Consider the following 14,828-nt stretch of genomic DNA (forward strand, 5'->3'; position numbering starts at 1 on the left):
GTGCAATGTGAAATATTACTTGTCGTGCCCACGAGAAGCTCTGCGGATCTCATCGTCATCGGGGCGGGCGTGGTAGGCGCGGCCTGCGCCTACTACGCGGTCCGCTCCGGCCTCTCCGTCACCGTGATCGACCGTGGCGCCGTCGCGGGCGGGACCACGGGAGCCGGCGAGGGCAATCTGCTCGTCTCCGACAAGGAACCCGGCCCTGAACTCGAACTGGCCCTGCTGTCCGTGCGGTTGTGGCGTGAGCTGTCCGGCCTTCTGCCACCCCTGATCGAGTACGAGGCCAAGGGCGGGCTGGTCGTCGCTTCCGATGAGACGTCCATGGCAGCCCTGCGGAGCTTCGCCTTCCGGCAGGAACGCGCGGGCGTGCAGGCGGAGCAGGTCACCGGCGACCGGCTCCGTGACCTGGAGCCGCACCTCGCCCCGGACCTGGCGGGCGGCTTCTGCTACCCGCAGGACGCCCAGGTCCAGCCCGCACAAGCCGCCGCGCATCTGCTGCGTGCCGCGGGCGGGCAGGGCTCTGGCGGCGTGCGCCTGCGGCTCGGCGAGGAGGTCACCGGCGTCCTCACGGGTGCGAAAGGGGAGGTGCGGGGCGTACGCACGGCGAGCGGTGACGTGCACGCTCCGTACGTCGTGAACGCCGCCGGGAGCTGGGGCGGTGCGCTGGCCCGGCTCGCCGGCGTGGACCTGCCCGTGCTGCCCCGGCGCGGCTTCGTCCTGGTCACCGAACCGCTGCCGCGCGTGGTGCGGCGCAAGGTCTACGCGGCCGACTATGTCGCCGATGTCGCCAGCGGCTCGGCGGGGCTGCAGAGTTCCGCCGTTGTCGAGGGCACCCCGGCGGGACCGGTCCTGATCGGTGCGAGCAGGGAACGGGTCGGCTTCGACCGCACGCTGTCGGTGGAGGCGCTGCGCCGCCTCGCGGCCCAGGCCACCCGGCTGTTCCCGGTGCTCGCGGGGGTGCGCGCGATGCGGACGTACGCCGGATTCCGCCCGTACCTGCCCGACCATCTGCCCGCGATCGGCCCGGACCCCCGCGTTCCCGGACTGCTGCACGCCTGCGGCCACGAGGGCGCGGGTGTCGGGCTCGCCCCCGCAACCGGGCTGGTCATCGCCCGCATCCTGTCCGGCGCCCGACTCCCTGTGGACATCGAGCCGTTCCGGCCGCACCGCTTCGGTGCGGCGGGATGACATCCAGGACGCCGGTCGCGTCCGTCGTCGGCGGAGCCTCGACCGGACGCCCGTCCTGCACGCCCTCACTTGAGAAGGAGCCGCTCCATGGCGCGTGACCGCACCCCCGCCGGGCTTGTCGGCGCGGCACCCGGCACCCCCTTCGAGATCACCTTCGACGGGCGCACCCTCACCGCGCTGCCGGGACAGACCGTGGCCGCCGCCCTCTGGTCGGCAGGCGTCCTCGCCTGGCGCACCACCCGCCGCGACGGCCGTCCGCGCGGAGTCTTCTGCGGCATCGGCCAGTGCTACGACTGTCTCGCCACGATCAATGACCTGCCCAACAGGCGGGCCTGTCTGGTCCCCGCTCGCCCAGGCGACGTGATCACCACTCAGGAAGGGCACGGCCATGCCGAACTCGCCGTCTGACGAGGCCGCCGAGGACGCGTACGGCGCGCGGTACGACCTCGCGGTGATCGGCGCGGGCTGCGCGGGCCTCGCGGGTGCCGTCGCCGCGTCCGAACGGGGCCTGTCCGTAGCCGTGTTGGACGCCGCCGGCCAGATCGGTGGCCAGTTCTACCGCCACCCCGCCCCGGCCCTCGGCGCGGCGCGCCCTCAGGCACTGCACCATGACTGGTCCGTCTTCGCCGGCCTGCGCCGCCGCTTCGAGGCGAGCGGCATCGTCCACCTCGCCGGGCACCATGTCTGGACCGTGGCGCGAGCGGGCGAAGGGGAGTGGGCGGTGCACGCGGTCACGGGCGCGGACGGCACAGGCGAACGCCCCGTCCGCGTACGGGCCCGCACGGTCCTCCTCGCGACCGGTGCGTACGAACGCCACTTGCCCTTCCCCGGCTGGACGCGGCCGGGTGTCGTGGGTGCCGGCGGTGCGCAGGCGATGCTGAAGTCCGGGCTGGTCCTGCCCGGCAGGCGCGTCGTGGTGGCGGGCAGCGGCCCGCTGCTGCTCGCCGTCGCCGCCTCGCTCTCCGCCGCCGGGGCGCGTGTGCCCGCGGTGGTCGAGGCGTCCGGCTACACGGGGTACGCCCGCCGCCCCGGCGTCCTCATCGCGAACCCGCACAAGCTGATGGAGGCCGTGGTCCACGGTGCGGGCCTGGTACGGCGCGGGGTGCGCGTGCGCACCCGCAGCGCGGCGACCCAGGTCCACGGCACCGACCGGGTGGAGGCGGTCACCGTCTCCCGTGTCGACCGTGACTGGCGTCCCCTGCCGGGAACGGGCCGCCGGATCGCCTGCGACGTGCTCGCGGTGGGGCACGGTCTCGTCCCGCAGGTGGAACTCGCCACGAGCCTCGGATGTGCGACGCGGCGGACCCAGGACGGAACGTACGCCCTCGCCCTGGACGCGCTGCAGGAGACCTCGGTACGAGACCTGTGGGCGGCGGGCGAGACCGGCGGGATCGGCGGTGCGGAACTCGCCCGCGCCGAGGGCGAGCTGGCGGGCATCGCGGTGGCCGCCCGGGCGCGCGACCGGCCCGGACTCGCCCGCGGCGGCCGCGTGCGGGAGCTTCTACGCCGCCGCGATCGCCTGCGGGCCTTCGCCGACACCATGGCCGCCGTGCACGCACCGGGGCCGGGCTGGACGCACTGGCTCGACGACGCGACGGAGGTGTGCCGCTGCGAGGAGGTGAGCGCCGGCGCCGTCCGTGCGGCCCTCGCCGACCACGGCGCCCGTGACGCGCGCACCGTCAAACTCCTCACCCGCGCGGGCATGGGCTGGTGCCAGGGCAGGATGTGCGGGCCGGCCGTGGCCTGCCTCGCGGCCGGAGCGGGCGCCGAGTCCGCACCGGCATCGCCCGAGCGCCGGCCGCTCGCGGTGCCCGTGCCGCTGGGAGCGCTCGGCTCGATCGAGCCGAGCGGGACGGCCGCCGTGCCCACCGACGCGTCCGGGCAGCCCGGCGTGGCCGGTCCGGACGGGCCCGGCCGACCCCATCGGACGACGGACCGGACGAGTCCGCCGGCAGACGAACACCGCCGGTCCGCCAACTGATGGACCCGGCACCACCCTTGTGGGTGCCGCACGCAGCACAATAAAATGTCACACATCATAGAGGGGGTTCTTTCATGACCGCCACCACCGCCACGACCACCACCGCATCCGCCTCCAGCACGACCTGGAACGCCGACCGCCCATGGCGCGGCATCATGGTCGCCACCGCACTGCCCCTGCGCGAGGATCTCTCCATCGACTACGACGCCTACGCCGAGCACGTCCGCTGGCTCATCGGCAACGGCTGCGACGGGGTGGTGCCCAACGGCTCCCTCGGCGAGTACCAGACCCTCACCGACGACGAGCGTGCCCGTGTGGTCCGCACCGCCGTCGAGGCCGCGGGGGACGGCGCGCGCGTCATGCCGGGCGTCGCCGCGTACGGCAGCGCGGAGTCCCGCCGCCTGGCCGAACAGGCCGCTGAGCAGGGCTGCGGGAGCGTTCTGCTGCTCCCGCCGAACGCCTACCGCGCCGACGCACAGGCGGTGCGCGCCCACTACGCGGACGTCGCCCGGACCGGACTGCCCGTCGTGGGCTACAACAATCCCATCGACACCAAGGTCGATCTCACGCCCGCACTCCTCGCCCAACTCCACGGCGAAGGCAGCATCGTGGCCGTGAAGGAGTTCAGCGGCGACGTCCGCAGGGCCTACGAGATCGTCGAACGCGCCCCGGAACTCGACCTGTTGATCGGGGCGGACGACGTCCTGCTCGAACTCTCCCTGGCCGGCGCGGTCGGCTGGATCGCCGGCTACCCGAACGCCTTTCCCGTCACCTGCGCCGAGCTGTACCACGCCGCCACCGCCCGCTGCCTCGACACCGCGCTCCCGCTGTACAAGTCCCTGCACCCGCTGCTGCGCTGGGACTCCAGGGCCGAGTTCGTGCAGGCCATCAAGCTGTCCATGGACCTTGTCGGCCGCCGCGGTGGCCCCACCCGCCCGCCGCGCATGCCGCTTTCCGCCGCGACGGAGACCTCGATCCGCGCGGCGACCGAGAAGGCCGTCGCCGACGGCATGCGCTGATCCGGACCGGCCCCAGAAGAAGGGACGTTCAATGCGTACCCGTCACGTCTTCCATGCCGTCGACTCGCACACCGAAGGCATGCCCACCCGCGTGATCACCGGAGGTGTCGGCGTGATCCCCGGCACCACGATGGCGGAGCGCAGGCTCCACTTCATCGAGCACATGGACCACCTGCGCACGCTCCTGATGTACGAGCCACGCGGCCACGCCTCCATGAGCGGCGCGATCCTCCAGCCGCCGACACGTCCCGACGCCGACTACGGCGTGCTGTACATCGAGGTCTCCGGCGTGCTGCCGATGTGCGGACACGGCACCATCGGCGTGGCCACCGTCCTCGTCGAGACCGGCATGGTCCCCGTCGCCGAAACCACGACCGTCCGCCTCGACACCCCGGCCGGACTCGTCACCGTCGACGTACACGTCGAGGACGGCGCCGCGAAGTCGGCCACCCTCACCAACGTCCCCGCCTACTGCGCCGGCCTGGACCGCAAGGCGGAGGTGCCGGGGTACGGGACGGTGACGTACGACCTCGCCTTCGGCGGAAACTTCTACGCCTTCGTCGAACTGGACGCGCTGGGGCTGCCGTTCGACCGGTCCCGCAAGGACGACCTGCTCGCGGCCGGGCTGGCCGTCATGGACGCGATCAACGCATCGCCGGACCGCCCCGTCCACCCGGAGCGGTCGGAGATCGCCGGGGTCAAGCATGTCTACCTGGCCGCTCCCGGCTCCGACGCCCACCGTTCACGCCACGCCATGGCCATCGACCCGGGCTGGTTCGACCGCTCACCGTGCGGCACCGGCACCTCGGCGCGGATGGCGCAACTGCACGCCCGCGGCGCCCTGCCGCTGCACCGCGACTTCGTCAACGAGTCCTTCATCGGCACCGAGTTCACCGGCCGCCTCGTGGCGGAGACCGAGGTCGGCGGGATGCCCGCCGTCGTGCCCCGGATCACCGGGCGTGCCTGGATCACGGGCACCGCCCAGTACTTCCTCGACCCGGACGACCCCTTCCCCGGAGGCTTCCTCCTGTGACCACCGGCCCGGCCCGCATCGTCGCGCGTGACCCGGCCGATCCTTTTGACGTACTGGTCCAAGCCCCCGCTCCCGGGGCCCCAGCCACGGCCCACGCGAACAAGGCCATGACGCCCTGGAGTTCCACACCAGTGGCCGCGCCTGCACACTGGCACCCGCACACCCGTAGGCTCCGGCGAGAACAACGTGACATTATACTCAGGTGATCCGCTCGGCCGTGCGGGCACGGGGCACGAAGGGGAACACCACCGCCATGGGCCACCTCAAGCAGCGCAACCTCATCACCACCAGGGAGCGGCTGCGCGACCAGGTCGCCCACGCCTTGCGCGCCGCGCTGATCTCCGGCGAACTCCGCCCCGGTGAGGTCTACTCGGCGCCCGGGCTGGCCGAGGACTTCGGTATCTCCGCGACACCGGTGCGCGAGGCGATGCTCGACCTCGCCCGCGAGGGCCTCGTCGAGCCGGTCCGCAACAAGGGCTTCCGCGTCACCGAGGTCAACGAACGCGACCTCGACCAGTACACCGAGATCCGCATGCTGATCGAAGTCCCCATGATCGGCCGGGTCACCCGCAGCGCCGCCCGCGAGGAGCTGGAGGCGCTGCGTCCGGTGGCCGAGGACATCGTGCGCGCTGCACGCGAGCACGACCTCATCGGCTATCTGGAGGCCGACCGCCGGTTCCATCTCTCCCTGCTCGCGCTCGCCGGAAACGACCGACTCGTCGAAACCGTCGGCGACCTGCGCAAACGCTCACGCCTGTACGGACTGACCGCCCTGGACGAACGCGACCAGCTGATCCCGTCCGCCGAGGAGCACCTCGAACTGCTCGACCTGATGGTCGCGGGTGACGCGAAGGGCGCCGAGAAGTGCGTCGCCCGCCACCTTGGGCACGTGCGTTCGCTATGGGCCAGGGGCGACCAGGAGCCGGAGCCGGCGGGGCGCGCACCCAAGAGAATGCTGGGCGCGGGCCGCTGAATTTTCCGGAGGTAGTCCAAAGGTCTGGCTTGGACATCTGTCGGCGGGTGAATGGGCCCTCGTTGCCGTGTATCGCACCGAACGTGCTGCGCAACAGGGCGCGAACGGTACGCCGACATCGGAATGCGATGTCCCGGATGCCGTCGTAGGGCGCGCTTGCCCGACATCGCGGACGTGGGGGCCAGGATGGGGTTTCCGTGTCCGGGCCCCATTCCCGATCAGGAGTCGGCGTCCCCGCAAAAGGACGATTCCTCCGCGGTCAAGAAGGGCCCGCACGCTTCGTGGAGGGTGGCGGCCATCGCCGTCGCCGCGGGTGTCGCGGGGAACTGGGCCTGGGTGGCGAGCGCCAGTGTCCAGGTGAGGGCGGGTGCGACCGGAACGGTCCGCAGACCGGGGTAGTCGCCGGCCGCCGTGGCGGGCATCAGGGTGACGCCGAGCCGGTTGCGGACCAGGCCGGCGGCGGTGTCGTAGTCGGCCACCTCGTAGGGCGCGGCCACGTCGGTCCCGGTGGTGGTGAAGGCGTCGTCGGTCAGGCGGCGGATGCCCCAGCCCGCGGCGAATCGTACGACCGTCTCCCCGGCCAGGTCCGGCACCTGGACCTGGCTGCGGGAGCCCAGCCGGTGGTCGGGCCGGCACAGCAGCACCAGGGGTTCCCGGGCGACCGGCCGCAGGGCGATCTGCGGCGGTGCCGAGGTGGCGGCGACCAGGGCGAGGTCCAGCGAACCGTTCGCGACGGCCGCCAGGTGTCCGGCGGTGCCGGCGACGCTCTGGTGCAGCCGGATCGACACCAGCGGATATGCGGTGTGGAAGCGGCCGAGGGCGGCCGGCAGGTCGAGCGGTCCGGACGACATCAGCGTGCCGAGGTCGACGCTGCCGCTGAGCTGCTCCCGGAACTGCTCCACGGAGTTCTTCGCGCGCCGGGCCGCGGCGAGCGTCCCCCGTGCCTCGGTGAGGAACTGGGCACCCGCCGAGGTCAGCGCGATCCGGTACCGCGAACGGTCGAGAAGCTCAATGTCGAGTTCTCGTTCGAGCTTGGCGACCGCCGTCGACACCGCCGACTGCACGACATGGACCCGCTCGGCACCACGGGAGAAGCTGCGTTCGTCGGCGACGGCCACAAAATACTCAAGCTGCCGTAGTTCCACCCACAAAGCATCTCACGGCGAGATCATCTTCGTCGTACTGTTTTGTCGGACGAGATATTTCTGTCGGGGTCACGCATTCTCGCCACGGGTCGAGAAGCAGATCCGAGCGAGGGGGAGACGAGTGATGGCGATCGACCTGACCGAGGAAACGATCACGGCCGCGGTGCAGGGGACCTTCGCTGGGGCGACCGACGCGCGCCTGCGTGAACTCTTCGTCAGCCTGGTCCAGCACCTGCACGACTTCGCCCGAGAGACGCGCCTCACCAGCGAGGAATGGTTCACCGCGGTGGACTTCCTGGAGCGGGTCGGTCACCTGTCGTCCCCCACCCGGCAGGAGTTCGTGCTGCTCTCGGACATCCTGGGGCTGAGCGTGCTGGTCGACCGGATCAACCACGCACACAGCTCCGCCACCGAATCCACGCTGCTCGGGCCCTTCTACACGGAAGGCCGCCCCCGTGCCGAGAACGGCGCCGACATCTCCGGCGGCGTCACGGGCATGCCCTTGTTCTTCAGCGGCGCGGTCGTGGACACCGAAGGACGGCCGGTGGCGGACGCGCACGTCGACACCTGGCACAGCGACGGCGAGGGTTTCTACGACGTACAGCAGGCCGACAGGCTGAACGGCGAGACCGCCATGCGGGCGCTGCTGACGACGGACGCGGACGGCCGTTTCTGGTTCCGTTCGATCGTGCCGCGGTACTACCCGGTGCCCACCGACGGCCCCTGCGGTGAGATCATCCACGCCGCCGGCCGCTCCCCGGTGCGGCCCGGCCACATCCACTTCCGGCTGCACGCGAACGACTACGAGTCGCTGGTCACCATGCTGTTCCGGGACGACGACCCCTATCTGGAACGGGACGCGGTGTTCGGCGTCAAGAGTTCGCTGGTCGCCGAGTTCCTCCAGCACGGCGCCGGGGAGACCGCGCCGGACGGGACGGAGATGTCCGAACCCTTCCAGACCGTCGAGTGGACCTTCGCCCTCGCCCCGGACCGCCGCTGACGCCGCGAAGCCCGGACACATCCCTGTCCCTCACCCGTCCGGAAAACGCACCCGCCTGCGGTCAGCGCGGGCTCTCGATCACCGAGAAGACCGCGCCCTCCGGGTCCGTCACGGTCGCCACCCGCCCGTGTTCGCTGTCGTGGGCCGGCTTCAGGATCCCGCCGCCCAGGTCGCTGACTTGGTGCAGCGTCGCGTCCGTGTCGCCGACCTCGAAGTACGTCAGCCAGTGCGGCCCGCGGGTGCGTGGCAGCCGCTGTCCCGCACCGTGCACGCCGGCCACCGGGCGGTCGTCGACGCGCAGGGTCACGTAGTCGAAGCCGTCGGACACCACCGGCTCCTGCTCGTACCCGAACACCGACTCGTAGAACTTGGCGACGCTCGCGGTCTCGAAGGTGACCAGTTCGTTCCAGGCCGGTGTGCCGGGCGCTCCGGTGACGGCCGTGCGGAGGCGGGCGGTGTCCTGGCAGATCCCGAAGACGGCTCCCGCGGGGTCGGAGGCGATCGCGATCCGCCCCGCCTCGTCCGCGTCCAGCGGGCCGACTCCGACCGTGCCGCCGCACAGCCGTACCGTTTCGGCAGTCCGGTCCACGTCGTCGGAGGCGAGGTAGGGGGTCCAGGCGACGGACAGCCGCCGGTCGGGCGGCAACTGGCCGATGACGGCCACCTCCTGTCCGTCGAGCAGAGCCCGTACGTTCGGGCCGAGTTGCAGCGGTCCGGGCTGGAACTCCCAGCCGAACAGTGCGCCGTAGAAGTCCTCCGTCGCCGTCAGCGTGTGCACCATGAGACTCACCCAACAGGGTGTGCCGGGCGCACGCCGGGCGTGCGCGCCGCCGGCTGAGTCGGCCGGCCCCCGTGACTCGGTCATCGTCACCCTCTCCCCGGCCCCTCGCGGTGGCCGTGTCGCTTCCGCTCAGCGGAACCGGTGTGCCGCGGCGGCATGCGCGCACCGTGCCGGTGCCCGCACCTTCCGTGCCCGCGTACGGCACGGCTGCGGTGTCGACCGACGGCGCGCTGGCGGAAGAATGCCCGATCTGTCGTTTCCCGCTCGTTTCTGGGCGTTTGCCGTCGGGTGTCCATCATCTGTACAGCACGTGCCCGGTTCCGTACGCCTCGTGATCGAGCCTGTCCGGCGGAGCACAGTAGTCGGACCTGGACGACGCGGCCACCCCTGGCGTATGGATGGGGGCCATGGAAGTCATCATCACCGCATCCCGACTCGCCCACGATCTGACCGCGGACCGTCCGCCGGTACTGCTCGACGTCCGCTGGCAGCTCAGCACGCCCGGGGCGAAGGCCTTCGACGGCCGGGCCGCATACGCGGCCGGGCACCTCCCCGGCGCGGTCTTCGTCGACCTCGACGAGGAACTGGCCTCGGCTCCGGGGGAACGCGGCCGGCATCCGCTGCCCGAACTGGCCGAGTTCGGCGCCGCGATGCGCCGGGCGGGCGTGTCGGCCGGCCGGCCCGTCGTGGTGTACGACGGCGGTCAGGGCTGGGCGGCGGCCCGCGCCTGGTGGCTGCTGCGCTGGACCGGGCACCCGGACGTGCGGGTCCTGGACGGCGGGCTGTCCGCCTGGGAGGGACCGCTGTCGACCGACGTCCCCGAGCCGGACGAAGGCGACTTCGAGCCGGTGCCGCGCCCGACGGGGCTGCTGGACGCGGCCGGGGCCGCCGCGCTGGCCCGGTCCGGGGTACTGCTCGACGCCCGCGCGGGGGAGCGGTACCGGGGTGACGTGGAACCGATCGACCGGGTCGGCGGGCACATTCCGGGCGCCGTGTCGGCGCCGACGAACGAGAACGTGGGACCGGACGGCCGGTTCCTGCCCGCGGACGAGCTGAAGGCGAGGTTCGCCGCGCTCGGCGTCCCGGACGCGGCCCAGGTCGGCGTGTACTGCGGCTCCGGGGTCTCGGCGGCCCACCAGGCGCTGGCGCTCGCGGTCGCGGGGATCCCGGCGGAGCTGTACGTGGGGTCGTGGTCGGAGTGGTCGGCGGATCCGTCCCGGCCGGTGGCCGTGGGGCCCGACCCGCAGTGACGACGACGCGGGAGGCGAGGGCGCGGACACCGAGCCCCGCCTCCCGCGCCACGGGCAGATCACGGGCGCTTCCAGGGGGTTCCCGGGGAACTCCGCCGGGCCGTCACGGGTCCCGCGCGGGACGGCCCGCGGCGGGCCCCGGTGCAACGCTCCGGACTAATCCTGCTTCTTGCGCCGCGTGCCGAAGACGATCTCGTCCCAGCTGGGGACGGCCGCCCGGCGGCCCGGACGGACGCCGTCGGCCTCGGCCTGGCGGTCGGTGGCACCGACGAGACGGTCGCGGTGGCTGCCGACGGAGCGCGGCATGAGGACGTCCGCGTAGGCGGAACCGGCCGAGGCCGCCGGGGCGGGGGGCTCCTCCGCCGCGGGTTCCGCGACGGGCTCCTCCTTCGGCTCCGCCGGGCGTTCGGGCACCACCATGTCGCCCCGGAAGCTCGGCACCGCCTCCAGCAGGCTGGTCAGCGAGTCCCGCTCGCTCGTGATCTCCTCGGCCGGCTCGGGCGCCGGGGCCGGCAGGCTCGGCCGTTCCCGGTCGTGGGAGCGGTCGAGCGGGCGGTCGCGCGGCAGCCGGGCGATACGGGGCACGAACGGAAAGCTCGGCTCCGGTACGGCGAGGTCGTCGGACTCGCCGATCAGCGAGCGCGCCTCCTCGTCGACGGCCTGCACGAGCCGCCGCGGCGGGTCGTACGTCCAGCTCGCCGAGTGGGGTTCGCCCGCCACCCGGTAGACCAGCAGGACTTCCCAGGTGCCGTCGTCGCGGCGCCACGAGTCCCACTGCACGGTGTCCTTCTCGGCGCCGCGCAGCAACAGCCGCTCCTGGACCGCTTCGCCGAGCAGCGGCCCGGAGTTCTCGCCGGGGCGGCGTACCGAGGTCTTGCGGGCCCGCTCCGCCATGAAGGCGCGCTCCGCGAGCACGGGACCCTCGAACCGGCGTACGCGGTCGACGGGGATGCCTGCGAGTTGCGCGACCTCTTCCGCGGTCGCGCCGGCGCGTATCCGCGCCTGGATGTCGCGGGGGCGGAGATGGCTCTCCACCTCGATCTCGATCTGGCCGAGGCGGGGGCGGTCGCCGCGCACGGCGGCACGCAGCCGCTCGTCGATCGGAAGGGTGTATTCCGTGGAATCGGCAGCCTTGAGCACCAGCCGTGTGCCGTCATTCGAGACGGCCACGACACGCAGTTCGGGCATGGGAACCTCCCGGGTGGTGCCTGCCGACGTCACGTGCGTCGCTGCTTCCGCTAGTCGAGTGTGGCCTGCCCGGGTGCAGCCTGCCACAACCTTGCCGAGTTGCCCGGCGTGTCGGGCTGGGGCCCTGGATCGCCGTTATGGCACGGTTACCTATTCGCAACGCTAAGTGATCAAAGCCGCCACCCTGCGCAACTAGCCCCCTTCCAGCGGTCCAGCATGGCCCCGGGCACCCCGAAGGGCGACCGGACCCAGGGCTCGCCACAGTACTCCATTCGGACCACGCGCGTGGATTGGCACGCCGCCCAACTTCCGGCAAGGAGCGGGTGTCAGGCGTCCCCGCCCCGTTTTCTCGATCACGAGCATGGCGAACTTCACGCAATCCACAAAAACGGAACTATCGGTTTCGCCCGTACACCACCTTCTTGCGCATTTAGTCGGCCAACTGTGTGAAAGGTGGGAAAGATCCGAGATGGGCAAATGGCCCGATTCGGCTGGTGGGTTGAGGAAGCGGGAGGAGGCGCGGGGCGAGCGGTTCGATCTGAATGTCCCGTGGGTCTCGGGGAGCGCCGTGGCCGCGGTGGGCGGGGTGCCCCGCGCGTTGGTGCTTCCGCGGCGGACGGGGCGACCCCCGCGTCAAGCGCTTCCCCGGACCCGGGGCCGGGCGTCCGGAGGAGGCGACTCCGTCGCCCTCCATGACGCCCGGCGGCTCGGTCAGGGCCCCAGCACCCTCCGCAAGTAGTCGTTCTGGAACCGCCGGTCGGGATCCAGCCGGTCGCGCAGTGCCGTGAACTCACCGAAGCGCGGGTAGGCCCCGGCGAAGTAGGCGGCGTCCCGGGTGTGCACCTTGCCCCAGTGCGGCCGCCCCTCGTGCGCGGTGAAGACGCGCTCGGCGAGGGTGAAGTACGCCTGGAACGGCGTGCCCCGGAACATGTGGACGGCGATGTAGGCGCTGTCCCGGCCGCAGGCGGTGGACAGGGCGATGTCGTCGGCCGGGGCCGTGCGCACCTCGACCGGGAAGCTGATCCGCAGCCGGGAACGGTCGACCGCCGTTCTCAGTTCGCGCAGCGTGTCCACCAGGGCGGCGCGCGGAACGGCGTATTCCATCTCCACGAACCGCACCCGGCGCGGGGATGTGAAGACCTTGTGCGGGATGTCCGTGTACGTGCGCGCGGACAGCGCCCTGCTGGCGGTGTTCGCGATGGCCGGGACGGCCGTGGGCACCGCCCGGCCCACCCACTGGGCCACCTGGAAGACCCCGTTGGAGAGGAACTCGTCCTCGAACCAGCCCCCCAGCCGCCCCACCGGCCGCTCCGGGCCCGCGCTGCGGTTGTTGCGCTTGGTGTTGGTGTTTCCGGTGTGCGGGAACCAGTAGAACTCGAAGTGCTCGTTCTCGGCCCAGAGTTCGTCGAAGCCGGCGAGGACCCGGTCCAGGGGCATCGGCTCCTCACGTGCCGTCAGCAGGAAGACCGGCTCCACGGCGAAGGTGATCGCGGTGACGATGCCGAGGGCGCCCAGGCCGATCCGGGCGGCCGCGAAGACCTCCGGGTTCTCCTTTTCGGAGCAGCAGAGCACCGAGCCGTCCGCCGTGACCAGCTCAAGACCTCTGATCTGGGCGGCGATGGAGGCCGAGTCCCGGCCGGTGCCGTGGGTGCCGGTGCTGGTGGCCCCGGAGACCGTCTGCTCGGTGATGTCGCCCATGTTGGTGAGCGACAGGCCCTCGCGCGCCAGAGCCAGGTTGAGCCTCTTGAGCGGAGTGCCGGCCTCGACGGTGACGGTCATGGCGTCCCGGTCGATATTGCGGATGCCGGTCAACAGCTGAGGGCGGATCAACACTCCGTCGGTGGCGGCGACGGAGGTGAAGGAGTGCCCGGTGCCGACCGCCTTCACCTTGAGGCCGTCCTCGGCGGCCCGCCGTACGGCAGCCGCCAGTTCCTCCACCGAGGCGGGTGTCACCTCCCGCGCCGGATGGGCGGCGACATTGCCTCCCCAGTTACGCCACGTGCCGTTCTTTTCGCTCGCTGTGGTACTCAACAACGCCTCCCCGACCCACGGCCGGCCTGCTGAGCCGGCGGAACCCGAGGAAACCGACCGTGACCGCGACGGCTCCGGACACGGCCGGCACCCCGTACCCGGCGCGCGCACCGGCCGAGTCGATCACCCAGCCGGCCACGGAGGAGCCGACGGCGACCCCGACCGCGAGGCCGGTGCTCACCCAGGTCATGCCCTCGGTGAGTTTCGCGCGAGGTACGTGCTGCTCGATGAGGGACATCGTCGTGATCATCGTCGGTGCTATCGACAGGCCCGAGACGAACAGCGCCACGGCCAGAAGCGGCAAGTTTCCGACCAGTAGGAGGGGGATCATACTCACGGCCATCGCGCAAATTCCCGCCAACCACCGACGTTCCGGCCGTCCGGCGGGGTGCAGCAGGCCGAACACCATCCCGGCCACGCAGGAACCCGCCGCGTACAGCGCCAGGACCACGCTCGCGGCGCTCTTGTGGCCGCGCTCGTCGGCGAAGGCGACCGTGACCACGTCGACCGCCCCGAAGATCGTCCCCGTGGCGACGAAGGTCGTCACCAGCACCTGGAGGCCGGGCGCGCGCAGTGCGCTGCCGCCGTGGTGCGCACGGCGGTGGGGCTCGGGCTCGGTGGCGTGCTGGGCGGTCAGCCAGAAGACGCCGATGGCCAGGAAGCAGGCGGCCAGCAGCGGCCCGGCCTCCGGGAACCAGGCCGTGGACAAGCCGATCGAGATGATCGGCCCGAAGATGAAGCAGACCTCGTCGACCACCGATTCGAACGAGTAGGCGGTGTGCAGTTGGGGGGTGCCCCGGTACAGCGCCGCCCAGCGGGCCCGGATCATCGCCCCCAGGCTGGGTACCGTGCCGATCCCGGCCGCGCAGACGAACAGCACCCAGTCCGGCCAGGAGAAGTACGTGGCGAGCAGCAGGCCGGCCGCCGCGGTGAGCGCCGCCAGGGTCGCCGGGCGCAGCACCCTGCGCTGCCCGTGCCGGTCGACCAGCCGGGAGATCTGCGGGCCGATCGCCGCGGCCGACAGTGCGAGGGTGGCCGACAGGGCGCCCGCGAGTCCGTACCTCCCGGTGAGCTGGGAGATCATCGTGACCACGCCGATGCCCATCATCGACAGCGGCATGCGGCCGAGGAACCCGGCCGTGGAGAACGACTTGCTGCCGGGCGCGGCGAACAGGGCGCGGTAGGGGCTGGGCACGTGGGTCTCCGGGGTGCGGTACGGCGGGCGGTCCGGCCGGC

The 14,828-nt window shown here is 72.1% G+C and carries 13 protein-coding genes; 8 read left to right on the forward strand and 5 right to left on the reverse strand.

Annotated elements, in window-relative coordinates:
* The first annotated feature begins 24 nt into the window (after nt 1-24).
* The 6 genes from ACFYPJ_RS15275 (at nt 25) to ACFYPJ_RS15300 (ending at nt 6,197) form a co-directional block, all read left to right on the forward strand.
* Nucleotides 25-1,191, forward strand: coding sequence for an NAD(P)/FAD-dependent oxidoreductase (locus ACFYPJ_RS15275; protein WP_389016060.1), 1,167 nt, complete (start codon nt 25-27; stop codon nt 1,189-1,191).
* Between the two features lie 87 nt (nt 1,192-1,278).
* The gene (locus ACFYPJ_RS15280; protein WP_389016063.1) at nt 1,279-1,599 is read left to right on the forward strand and encodes a (2Fe-2S)-binding protein; all 321 of its coding nucleotides are present in this window, start codon (nt 1,279-1,281) and stop codon (nt 1,597-1,599) included.
* Nucleotides 1,580-3,172: an NAD(P)/FAD-dependent oxidoreductase gene (locus ACFYPJ_RS15285; protein WP_389016066.1), complete on the forward strand. Its 1,593-nt coding sequence runs from the start codon at nt 1,580-1,582 to the stop codon at nt 3,170-3,172. Before ACFYPJ_RS15280 ends, ACFYPJ_RS15285 begins: the two co-directional genes overlap by 20 nt.
* 74 nt (nt 3,173-3,246) lie before the next feature.
* Nucleotides 3,247-4,191 (forward strand): dihydrodipicolinate synthase family protein, encoded by a 945-nt coding sequence (locus ACFYPJ_RS15290; protein WP_389016069.1) that lies wholly within the window; start codon nt 3,247-3,249, stop codon nt 4,189-4,191.
* Nucleotides 4,192-4,222: 31 nt separating this feature from the next.
* Nucleotides 4,223-5,224: a proline racemase family protein gene (locus tag ACFYPJ_RS15295; protein ID WP_389016071.1), complete on the forward strand. Its 1,002-nt coding sequence runs from the start codon at nt 4,223-4,225 to the stop codon at nt 5,222-5,224.
* Nucleotides 5,225-5,477: 253 nt separating this feature from the next.
* On the forward strand, nt 5,478-6,197 hold the full coding sequence (locus ACFYPJ_RS15300; protein ID WP_389016756.1) for a GntR family transcriptional regulator: 720 nt from the start codon (nt 5,478-5,480) through the stop codon (nt 6,195-6,197).
* 218 nt (nt 6,198-6,415) lie between these two features.
* Here the strand turns inward: ACFYPJ_RS15300 and ACFYPJ_RS15305 are convergent, their stop codons facing one another.
* Nucleotides 6,416-7,342: a LysR family transcriptional regulator gene (locus ACFYPJ_RS15305; protein ID WP_389016074.1), complete on the reverse strand. Its 927-nt coding sequence runs from the start codon at nt 7,340-7,342 to the stop codon at nt 6,416-6,418.
* A 124-nt stretch (nt 7,343-7,466) separates the two neighbouring features.
* Here ACFYPJ_RS15305 and ACFYPJ_RS15310 point away from each other — a divergent pair, with 124 nt between their 5' ends.
* On the forward strand, nt 7,467-8,342 hold the full coding sequence (locus ACFYPJ_RS15310; RefSeq protein ID WP_389016076.1) for a dioxygenase: 876 nt from the start codon (nt 7,467-7,469) through the stop codon (nt 8,340-8,342).
* A gap of 61 nt (nt 8,343-8,403) precedes the next feature.
* On the opposite strand, the gene ACFYPJ_RS15315 is transcribed toward ACFYPJ_RS15310, so the two are convergent.
* Nucleotides 8,404-9,207 (reverse strand): VOC family protein, encoded by an 804-nt coding sequence (locus tag ACFYPJ_RS15315; protein WP_389016079.1) that lies wholly within the window; start codon nt 9,205-9,207, stop codon nt 8,404-8,406.
* Nucleotides 9,208-9,530: 323 nt separating this feature from the next.
* Between ACFYPJ_RS15315 and ACFYPJ_RS15320 the strand changes: the two genes are divergently transcribed.
* Nucleotides 9,531-10,373 carry a sulfurtransferase gene (locus tag ACFYPJ_RS15320; protein WP_389016082.1) on the forward strand — a complete coding sequence of 281 codons (843 nt, stop codon included), beginning with the start codon at nt 9,531-9,533 and terminating at the stop codon, nt 10,371-10,373.
* A 156-nt stretch (nt 10,374-10,529) separates the two neighbouring features.
* Here ACFYPJ_RS15320 and sepH read toward each other — a convergent pair whose 3' ends face one another.
* The 3 genes from sepH to ACFYPJ_RS15335 all read right to left on the reverse strand — a co-directional run bounded on the left by sepH (nt 10,530) and on the right by ACFYPJ_RS15335 (nt 14,787).
* On the reverse strand, nt 10,530-11,561 hold the full coding sequence (sepH, locus tag ACFYPJ_RS15325) for a septation protein SepH (RefSeq protein ID WP_389016084.1): 1,032 nt from the start codon (nt 11,559-11,561) through the stop codon (nt 10,530-10,532).
* 711 nt (nt 11,562-12,272) lie between these two features.
* Nucleotides 12,273-13,592, reverse strand: a complete 1,320-nt coding sequence (locus ACFYPJ_RS15330; RefSeq protein WP_389016087.1) for a D-arabinono-1,4-lactone oxidase — start codon at nt 13,590-13,592, stop codon at nt 12,273-12,275.
* Nucleotides 13,552-14,787, reverse strand: coding sequence for an MFS transporter (locus ACFYPJ_RS15335; RefSeq protein WP_389016089.1), 1,236 nt, complete (start codon nt 14,785-14,787; stop codon nt 13,552-13,554). Before ACFYPJ_RS15335 ends, ACFYPJ_RS15330 begins: the two co-directional genes overlap by 41 nt.
* Nucleotides 14,788-14,828 lie beyond the last annotated feature (41 nt).

This window comes from Streptomyces sp. NPDC006012 (genome assembly GCF_042871185.1).
Classification (GTDB): domain Bacteria; phylum Actinomycetota; class Actinomycetes; order Streptomycetales; family Streptomycetaceae; genus Streptomyces.